Annotated in this window: 8 protein-coding genes; 5 read left to right on the top strand and 3 right to left on the bottom strand. The window is 67.4% G+C overall.

Annotated features, from left to right (window positions below):
• The 5 genes from N878_RS04930 to N878_RS04910 all read left to right on the top strand — a co-directional run.
• The coding region (locus N878_RS04930) for a DUF1513 domain-containing protein (RefSeq protein ID WP_021442575.1) at window positions 1–832 on the top strand (832 nt) is incomplete at its 5' end.
• A gap of 325 nt (window positions 833–1157) precedes the next feature.
• Window positions 1158–2780 (top strand): methyl-accepting chemotaxis protein, encoded by a 1623-nt coding sequence (locus N878_RS04925; protein WP_021442574.1) that lies wholly within the window; start codon window positions 1158–1160, stop codon window positions 2778–2780.
• 141 nt (window positions 2781–2921) lie between these two features.
• Complete coding sequence (locus N878_RS04920) at window positions 2922–4055, top strand: efflux RND transporter periplasmic adaptor subunit (protein ID WP_021442573.1); 1134 nt, start codon at window positions 2922–2924, stop codon at window positions 4053–4055.
• A gap of 101 nt (window positions 4056–4156) precedes the next feature.
• Window positions 4157–7210: a multidrug efflux RND transporter permease subunit gene (locus tag N878_RS04915; RefSeq protein WP_021442572.1), complete on the top strand. Its 3054-nt coding sequence runs from the start codon at window positions 4157–4159 to the stop codon at window positions 7208–7210.
• A 136-nt stretch (window positions 7211–7346) separates the two neighbouring features.
• On the top strand, window positions 7347–7574 hold the full coding sequence (locus N878_RS04910; protein WP_021442571.1) for a hypothetical protein: 228 nt from the start codon (window positions 7347–7349) through the stop codon (window positions 7572–7574).
• 145 nt (window positions 7575–7719) lie between these two features.
• On the opposite strand, the gene N878_RS04905 is transcribed toward N878_RS04910, so the two are convergent.
• The 3 genes from N878_RS04905 to N878_RS04900 all read right to left on the bottom strand — a co-directional run.
• Entirely contained in the window at window positions 7720–8349 is a 630-nt protein-coding gene (locus tag N878_RS04905) for an FKBP-type peptidyl-prolyl cis-trans isomerase (protein ID WP_021442570.1), read from the bottom strand.
• Window positions 8350–8411: 62 nt separating this feature from the next.
• On the bottom strand, window positions 8412–8558 hold the full coding sequence (locus N878_RS26630; protein ID WP_021442569.1) for a DUF2256 domain-containing protein: 147 nt from the start codon (window positions 8556–8558) through the stop codon (window positions 8412–8414).
• On the bottom strand, window positions 8555–9492 hold a 938-nt coding region (locus N878_RS04900; RefSeq protein ID WP_021442568.1), incomplete at its 5' end, for a cryptochrome/photolyase family protein. The genes N878_RS04900 and N878_RS26630, both read right to left, overlap by 4 nt.

Genomic DNA, 9492 nt, shown 5'->3' with positions numbered 1-9492 from the left:
CTACCTGATCGACACCTGCGACGGCCGCCTGCTGCAGCGCCTGGTCACGCCGGCCGGCCGCCACTTCAACGGCCACGCGGTGTTCCACAAGGGCGGCGACTGGCTGTACGCCACCGAGAACGACACCAACGAGCCCGGTCGCGGCGTGCTCGGCGTCTACCGCCTGCAGGGCGAGCGCCTGGTGCGCGCCGGCGAGCATGCCAGCCACGGCGTCGGCCCGCACCAGCTGCTGTGGATGCCCGACGGCGAAACCCTGGTGGTGGCCAACGGCGGCATCCGCACCGAAGCCGAGAGCCGGGTGGAGATGAACCTCGACGCCATGGACGCCAGCCTGGTGCTGATGCGCCGCGACGGCAGCCTGGTCAGCCGCGAACGCCTGGCCGAGCAGCAGAACAGCGTGCGCCACCTGGCCGTGGCCAGCGACGGCACGGTGGTCAGCGGCCAGCAATATATGGGCGACATCCAGGATGCGGCCCCGCTGCTGGCGATCAAGCGTCCCGGCCAGGCCTTCCAGCCCTTCCCGCTGGGCGAGGCGCAGCGCCTGGCGATGAACCAGTACACCGCCAGCGTGGCGATCCACAGCGAGCTGCGCCTGCTGGCGCTGACTGCCCCGCGCGGCAACCGCTTCTTCATCTGGGATCTGGACAGCGCGGAAGTGCGCCTGGACGTGCCGCTGGCCGACTGCGCCGGGGTCGGCGCGCTGGCCGAGGGCTTCGTGGTCAGCTCCGGCCAGGGCCGCTGCCGCCTGTACGACTGCCGCGGCGAGCGCATAGTCGCCAAGGCGCTGGAGTTGCCGGCCGGGCTGTGGGACAACCACCTGCGCCTGGCCTGACGCTCTGGGGGCGACCCGGGACGCGAGCCTGCCGCGTCCCGGATGCAATCCGGGCCATCCGCGCCAGCGGTTGGGGGCGCCGCGAGCCCCGCAAGGCGAAACGCCTCCCCCGCCTCCGCGAGAGCAACGGCAAACAGACGCGCAACTGTCATCCAAACGTCATCAACTGGTCATAACCTGCAAAAGCCCGCCGCGGCGTGGCCAACCTATACTTCAGCACCTGCTCCCGGCGACGGAGCGGCTGAGCGATAGGGAAATCGACACCACCGCCACGCGCTGCTTACCGGCTGGCTTCCCAACGTTCGACCTCCGAGGCATGACTCCCATGCTGCAAAAATCCCTGCGTGCGCAGATTCTCGCTCTGCTCGGCGGCAGCCTGGCGCTGATCCTGATCACCGCGCTGGCCTGTTTCAGCTTCCTCTCCGGCGGCATCCAGTCCTACCGCGGCCTGCTCGATGGCCCCCTGGAAGCCTCGCGGCTGATCGACGCGGCCAACGTCGAATTCAAGACCCAGGTGCAGGAATGGAAGAACGTGCTGCTGCGCGGCCAGGACAGCGCCAACCTCGAGCGCTACTGGAGCCAGTTCGAGGCGCAGGAGCGCAAGGTGCAGGAGCGCCTCGGCCAGCTGATCCAGGTCGCCGCCGCCGATCCGGCGCTGAAAGCCCAGGTCGAACGCCTGCGCAGCGAACACCAGAGCCTCGGCGCCAACTACCGCAAGGGCCGCGACGCCTTCGTCGCCGCCGGCGCCGACGCCCAGGCCGGCGATGCCGCGGTCAAGGGTATCGACCGCGCCGCCAGCGAGCAGATGAGCGCGCTGGTCGACCAACTGCGCCAGCACAGCCTGAGCCAGGCCGAGCAGATCAACGCCAGCGCCGAGCGCACCATCCTCAGCGGTACCCTGCTGATGCTGGCCGCCGCCCTGGTGATCGGGGTGTTCAGCCTGTGGCTGGTCAATCGCCACCTGATCATCCCCATCCGCCACCTGATCACCCACGTCGATCAGCTCAGCCACGGCCAGTTCGGCCAGCGCGTGGAGACCTCGCGCGCCGACGAACTGGGCATGCTGGCGATAGCCGCCAACACCCTGCGCGACTTTCTCGCCAGCACCACCGAGAGCCTGCACCAGAGCAGCGGCGACCTCGACAACGCCAGCGGCGAGCTGAACGCCATCGCCTCGCGCATGACCGAGGGGGTCAACGAGCAGTTCGAGCGCACCGACCAGGTCGCCACCGCCATGCACCAGATGTCCGCCACCGCCCAGGAGGTGGCGCGGCATGCCGCCGAGGCGGCGCACGCGGCGGACGATGCCGACGACTCGGCACGCCAGGGCGGCAAGGTCATGCAGTCGACCATCGCCACCATCACCGACATGCGCGGCGAGATCGCCAACACCGCCGAGGTGATCCGCCGCCTGGAGGCCGACAGCGGGCGCATCGGCAAGGTGCTGGAGGTGATCCGCGGCATCGCCGAGCAGACCAACCTGCTGGCGCTCAACGCCGCCATCGAAGCGGCGCGCGCCGGCGAACAGGGCCGCGGCTTCGCCGTGGTCGCCGACGAGGTGCGCACCCTGGCCCAGCGCACCGCCGAATCCACCGCCGAGATCAACCAGATCATCGATACCGTGCAGACCGGTGCGCTGAATGCCGTGCGCGCCATCGAGAGCGGCCAGCAGCGCAGCGAGCAGGGCGTCACCCAGGTCACCGAGGCCGGCGCCATGCTGCAGCGCATCACCGGCGCGGTGGAGGCGATCCGCGACATGAACCGGCAGATCGCCACCGCCGCCGAGGAGCAGACCTCGGTGGCCGAGGACATCTCGCGCAACCTCACCGAGCTGACCGCCATCGCCAGCGCCAACCAGGAAAACGTCGAGCGCACCCAGGCCGCCAGCCACAACCTGCGCAACCTGTCCGGGCAGCTGGGCGAGGTGACCCGCCGCCTCGGTTCATAGATCACTGAGCAGCTGGCACAGGGAAGTGCCAGCACCCTGCAATCACCCGCCCCACGGGGTTTTGACAGCGCCCGGCTCTGGCACTAAGGTGCCTCTCTTGCCTATTCCCAGGCCCTACCCTGCTCGCCAAGGAAACGGAATATGTTGCTCCGCCGCATGCTCATCATGCTCGGCGTGGTACTCGTCGTGGTACTCGCCTTCGCCGCCTACAAAGGCCTCTCCATCTACCAGCAGATCCAGATGTTCTCGGCGCCGCAGCCGGCCATCAGCGTCTCCGCCGCACAGGCCGAGCAGCAGCCCTGGCAGGGTCGCCTGCCGGCCATCGGCACGCTCAAGGCGTTCCAGGGCGTGGACCTGTCCGCCGAGGTGGAAGGCATCGTCAGCGCAGTGCTGTTCGAGTCCGGGCAGAAGGTCACGCTCGGCCAGCCGCTGATCCAGCTCGACAGCGAAGTGGAACGCGCCAACCTGGCCACCGCCGAGGCGGTGCGCAGCCTGGCGCGGGTCGAATTCGAACGCGGCCGCAGCCTGGTGAACCGGCAGAGCATCTCCAAGAGCGAGTTCGACCGCCTCAACGCCGAGCTGCTCAAGGCCGAGGCGACGGTCGCCCAGCTCAAGGCGCAACTGGACAAGAAGCGCGTGCTCGCCCCCTTCGCCGGCACCATCGGCATCCGCCAGGTGGACACCGGCGACTACCTCTCGCCCGGTGCCGCCATCGCCACCCTGCAGGATCTGTCGCGCCTGCACGTCGACTTCTTCCTGCCCGAACAGCGCGCGCCGCTGCTGCAGGTCGGCCAGCGCGTGCTGGTCGGCGTGGCCGCCTACCCGGGCGAGACCTTCGAGGGCCGGATCGCCGCGCTCAACCCCAAGGTGGAGAACGAAACCCGCAACCTGCAGGTGCGCGCCACCCTGAGCAACCCGGACGAGAAGCTGCTGCCGGGCATGTTCGCCAACCTCGAGGTGCTGCTGGCGGGCGACGAGGCGAAGATCGTGGTGCCGGAAACCGCCATCACCTACACCCTCTATGGCAACTCGGTGTACGTGGTGCAGGAAAAGCAGGACGAGGACGGCCAACCGGTCAAGGATGCCGAGGGTAAGACGCAGCTGACGGTCGAGCGGCGCTTCGTCGAGACCGGCGAACGCCGTGCCGGCCGCGTGGTAATAGTCAAAGGGCTGCAAGCCGGCGAACAGGTGGTCACCTCCGGCCAGCTCAAGCTGGACAACGGCGCCCATGTCGAGCTGGTCGAAGATCCGGCACTGCAACTAGACGCGAACTGACCCGTCAACGCGCGTAGGAGCCAGCCCGCTGGCGATCTGCCCCAAGCCAGATCTCGCCGGCATGCCGGCTCCTACGGATGACAACAGCCAAGGAAATCCTTATGGCTTTTACCGATCCTTTTATCCGCCGTCCGGTGCTGGCCACAGTGGTCAGCCTGCTGATCGTGCTGCTCGGCTTCCAGGCCTTCGGCAAGCTGAGCATCCGTCAGTACCCGCAGATGGAGAACGCCCTGATCACGGTGACCACCGCCTACCCCGGGGCCAACGCCGAGACCATCCAGGGCTATATCACCCAGCCGCTGCAGCAGAGCCTGGCCAGCGCCGAAGGCATCGACTACATGACCTCGTCGAGCCAGCAGAACCTGTCGACCATCTCCATCTACGCGCGCATCGGCGCCGACACCGACCGCCTGTTCACCGAGCTGCTGGCCAAGGCCAACGAGGTGAAGAACCAGCTGCCGCAGGACGCCGAAGACCCGGTGCTGTCCAAGGAGGCGGCCGACGCCTCGGCGCTGATGTACGTCAGCTTCTACAGCGACGAGCTGTCCAACCCGCAGATCACCGACTACCTCTCCAGGGTGATCCAGCCCAAGCTGGCCACCCTGCCCGGCATGGCCGAGGCGCAGATCCTCGGCAACCAGGTGTTCGCCATGCGCCTGTGGCTGGACCCGGTGAAGATGGCCGCCTACGGCGTCACCGCCGGCGACCTCAACGAGGCAGTGCGCAAGTACAACTTCCTCTCAGCCGCCGGCGAGGTGAAGGGCCAGTACGTGGTCACCAGCATCAACGCCAGCACCGACCTGAAGTCGGCCGAGGCCTTCGGCGCGATTCCGGTGAAGACCCTCGGCGATACCCGCGTGCTGGTGCGCGACATCGCCCGGGTGGAGATGGGCGCGGAGAACTACGACTCGATCAGCTCCTTCGACGGCATCCCCTCGGTGTACATCGCCATCAAGGGCACGCCGAGCGCCAACCCGCTGGAAGTGATCAAGGAGGTGCGCGGCATCCTCCCCGAACTGGAGGCGCAGCTGCCGCCGAACCTCAAGGTGGCCATCGCCTACGACGCCACCCTGTTTATCCAGGCGTCCATCGACGAGGTGGTCAAGACCCTGATCGAGGCGGTGCTGATCGTCATAGTCGTGGTGTTCCTGTTCCTCGGCGCGCTGCGCTCGGTGCTGATCCCGGTGATCACCATCCCGCTGTCGATGATCGGCGTGCTGTTCTTCATGCAGCTGATGGGCTACTCGATCAACCTGCTGACCCTGCTGGCTATGGTGCTGGCCATCGGCCTGGTGGTGGACGACGCCATCGTCGTGGTGGAGAACATCCACCGCCATATCGAGGAGGGCAAGACGCCGTTCGACGCTGCCATCGAGGGCGCGCGCGAGATCGCCGTGCCGGTGGTGTCGATGACCATCACCCTGGCCGCGGTGTACGCCCCCATCGGCTTCCTCGAAGGCCTGACCGGCGCGCTGTTCAAGGAATTCGCCCTGACCCTGGCCGGCGCGGTGATCATTTCCGGCATAGTCGCCCTGACCCTGTCGCCGATGATGTGCGCCAAGCTGCTGCGCCATGACGAGAACCCCTCGGGACTGGCCCATCGCCTGGATCTGATCTTCGACCGGCTCAAGCAGCGTTACCAGAAGATGCTGCACGGCACCCTCAACACCCGCCCGGTGGTGGTGGTGTTCGCCCTGATCGTCATGGCGCTGATCCCGGTGCTGCTCAGCTTCACCCAAAGCGAACTGGCGCCGGAGGAGGATCAGGGCATCGTGTTCCTCTTCGCCAACGCACCGCAGCCGACCAACCTCGACTACGTCAACGCCTACACCGACCAGTTCGTGGAGATCTTCAAGACCTTCCCCGAGTACTACTCCTCGTTCCAGATCAACGGCTTCGACGGTGTGCAATCGGGCATCGGCGGCTTCTTGCTGACGCCCTGGAACGAGCGCGAGCGCACCCAGATGGAGATCCTTCCGGAGGTGCAGGCGCGGCTCAACCACATCCCCGGCCTGCAGATCTTCGGCTTCAACCTGCCGTCGCTGCCGGGCACCGGCGAGGGCCTGCCGTTCCAGTTCGTGATCAACACGCCGAACGACTACGAGTCGCTGCTGCAGGTGACCGAGCGCATCAAGGCGCGCGCGCTGGAGTCGGGCAAGTTCGCCTTCCTCAATATCGACCTGGCCTTCGACAAGCCGGAAATCGTGGTCGACATCGACCGCGCCAAGGCGGCGCAGATGGGCGTGTCCATGGAGGACCTCGGCGTCACCCTGGCCAGCCTGCTCGGCGAGGGCGAGATCAACCGCTTCACCATCGACGGGCGCAGCTACAAGGTGATCGCCCAGGTCGAGCGCGCCTACCGCGACAATCCGGGCTGGCTGGACAGCTACCACGTGCGCAGCGAAAGCGGCGTCATGGTGCCGCTGGGCACCCTGATCAGCCTCAGCGACCGCGCCCGGCCGACCAAGCTCAAGCAGTTCCAGCAGCTCAATTCGGCGATCATCGAGGGCGTGCCCATCGTCAGCCAGGGCGAGGCGATCGACACCATCACCGCCATCGCCCGCGAGGAAGCGCCGCGCGGCTACAGCTTCGACCATGCCGGCGCCTCGCGGCAGTACATCCAGGAAGGCAGCGCGCTGTTCGTCACCTTCGCCCTGGCCCTGGCGATCATCTTCCTGGTGCTGGCCGCGCAGTTCGAGAGCTTCCGCGACCCGTTGGTGATCCTGGTCACCGTGCCGCTGTCGATCTGCGGCGCGCTGGTGCCGATCTTCCTCGGTTTTTCCACCATGAACATCTACACCCAGGTGGGCCTGGTGACGCTGATCGGCCTGATCAGCAAGCACGGCATCCTCATCGTCGAGTTCGCCAACCAGCTGCGCCACGACAAGGGCCTGCCGCTGCGCGAGGCCATCGAGGAAGCGGCGGCGATCCGCCTGCGCCCGGTGCTGATGACCACCGCGGCGATGGTGTTCGGCATGGTGCCGCTGATCCTCGCCAGCGGCGCCGGCGCGGTGAGCCGCTTCGACATCGGCCTGGTGATTGCCACCGGCATGAGCGTCGGCACGCTGTTCACCCTGTTCGTCCTGCCCTGCGTCTACAGCCTGCTGGCCAAGCCGGATGCCGAGCCGCAGGCGCAGACCGTGCCCGCCCATTGAGCAGTGCCTGCCCGTAGGGTGTCGCGGGGCCGCGACACCCTACAGCCGGCGTACGACAGAAAGGCGTAATTAGTCCTTGCTATTTATGTAATAGGAATTATTCTCAGTTACGTAAAGACGGCCAAGGAGACCTGCCATGACCTACCTGATCGATGCCTGGCTGGACCGCCCGCATCCCTATCTGCGCATCCTCAATCGCGAAACCGGCGAGGTCTGCGCCATGCTCGAAGAGGAAGCCCTGGACGAGCTGCGCGACCAGGGCGACCTGGATCTGCACGAGCTCAGCTCCAGCGAACCCATAGTGCTCAAGGAGCTGGTGCGCAGCCTGTTCCTGTTCTGCTACGCGCGGGCCTTGCGGCCCTGAGTCGAAACCGCCATTCGGTGCTCGCGGCGCAATCGCTGAAACGCAAACGGGGCGCCCTGTTTCCAGGGCGCCCCGTTTCGTTGGACTTTCTCGCGGTCAGGTAGGGTGCGCCATGCGCACCGCAGCGACAGCCTGTGCCCAAGGCTTACAGGATATCGAGCAGCTCGACATCGAACACCAGCACGCTGTGCGGCGGGATGCTGCCGACGCCCTGGGCGCCATAGGCCAGCTCGCTCGGCACGTGCAGGCGCCACTTGCTGCCGGTGCCCATCAGTTGCAGCGCCTCGACCCAACCCGGGATCACCCCGCCGACCGGGAATTCCGCCGGCTGGCCGCGCTCGTAGGAGCTGTCGAACACGGTGCCGTCGATCAGGGTGCCGTGGTAGTGGGTACGCACCTGGTCGTCGGCCGACGGCTTGGCGCCCTCGCCCGCCACCAGCACTTCGTACTGCAGGCCCGACGGCAACACGGTCACGCCTTCGCGCTTGGCATTCTCGGCCAGGTAGGCGCGGCCCTCGCCGGCAGCGGCTTCGGCCTTGGCGGCGGCTTCGGCCTGCATGATTTCGCGGATAACCTTGAAGCTGGCGCCCAGCTCGGCCTCGGAGACGCGGCTGGCCTGGCCGCCGAACGCGTCGGTCAGGCCGGCGAGGATGGCCGTCAGGTCGACGCCGGGCGGCGGGTTGTCGCGCAGTTGACCGCCGAGCTGGCGGCCGATGCCGTAGCTGACGCGGCCCTCGTCGGAGGACAGATCGGGGCTGAAGGTGAATTCGGACATGAAAGGCTCCGCTTGGGGCTGCAAAAAGGCCGGCCAGACTAGCACAGAAGCGCGGCCCGTCGTCACGCGCCCATGCTGGCGGAACGGCGCCGTCGGCAGCGCTCGGAGCAGTAACGCACTTCGTCCCAGCAGCGCGCCCATTTCTTGCGCCAGGTGAACGGCAGCCCGCAGACCGCGCAGCTTTTCACCGGCAACTGGCGCTTGTTCACAGCATCTCCCCGGCATCCAGGCGGGCCAGCAGGCGCTCGCCCCAGTCCCACAGCGCCTGCTGCCTGGCCTCGTCCATGCGCGCCAGGTTGCGATAGACCATGCCCAGGCGCGGGTTGCGCTCGAGCCGCTCGCGGTGGCGCATAAGGAAGTGCCAGTACAGCGCGTTGAACGGACAGGCCGACTCGCCGCTGCTCTCGCTCACCTTGTAGGCGCAGCCGCTGCAGTAGTCGGACATGCGCTTGATGTACTGGCCGCTGGCGCAGTAGGGCTTGGAACCCAGGTAGCCGCCGTCGGCGTGCATCACCATGCCCAGGGTATTGGGCAGCTCGACCCAGTCGAAGGCATCCATGTACACCGCCAGGTACCAGTCGCAGATCTGCTTGGGCGCGATGCCGGCGAGCAGGGCGAAGTTGCCGGTGACCATCAGCCGCTGGATATGGTGGGCGTAGGCGTGCTCCAGGGTCTGGCCGATGGCCTGGCGCAGGCAGTTCATGCGGGTGTTGCCGGTCCAGTAGAACGCAGGCAGCGCACGCGTGTTGCCGAAGGCGTTGCCCTCGGCGTACTCGGGCATCTGCAGCCAGTAGATGCCGCGCACGTACTCGCGCCAGCCGATCAGCTGGCGGATAAAGCCCTCCGCCGCATTCAGCGGCACCCGCCCGGCCCAATAGGCGGCCTCGACGTCGGCGCACAGGCGGCGCAGGTCGAGCAGGCCGATGTTCAGCGCGGCGCTGATGCGCGCGTGAAACAGGTAGGGCTCGCCGCTGGCCATGGCGTCCTGGTAGTCGCCGAAATCCGCCAGGCCGCGGGCGAGGAAATGCGCCCAGAGCCGCTCGGCCTCGGCGTGGGTCACCGGGTAGTCGAAGGCCGCCAGGCTGCCGTAGTGGTGGGAAAAGCGCGCGGCCACCAGCGCCAGCACCTCGCCGGTGATCGCGT

The sequence above is a fragment of the Pseudomonas sp. EGD-AK9 genome (assembly GCF_000465935.2).
Taxonomy (GTDB): domain Bacteria; phylum Pseudomonadota; class Gammaproteobacteria; order Pseudomonadales; family Pseudomonadaceae; genus Aquipseudomonas.
Note: the sequence above shows the minus strand (reverse complement) of the source record. Positions and strands in the feature narration are given on the sequence as shown.

What these genes read in the sequence shown, in the direction of transcription:
- N878_RS04910 (WP_021442571.1), top strand. Translation starts at nt 7,347, where the DNA reads ATGACCTACCTGATCGATGCCTGGCTGGACCGCCCGCATCCCTATCTG.
- N878_RS04915 (WP_021442572.1), top strand. Translation starts at nt 4,157, where the DNA reads ATGGCTTTTACCGATCCTTTTATCCGCCGTCCGGTGCTGGCCACAGTG.
- N878_RS04905 (WP_021442570.1), bottom strand. Translation starts at nt 8,349, where the DNA reads ATGTCCGAATTCACCTTCAGCCCCGATCTGTCCTCCGACGAGGGCCGC.
- N878_RS04920 (WP_021442573.1), top strand. Translation starts at nt 2,922, where the DNA reads ATGTTGCTCCGCCGCATGCTCATCATGCTCGGCGTGGTACTCGTCGTG.
- N878_RS04925 (WP_021442574.1), top strand. Translation starts at nt 1,158, where the DNA reads ATGCTGCAAAAATCCCTGCGTGCGCAGATTCTCGCTCTGCTCGGCGGC.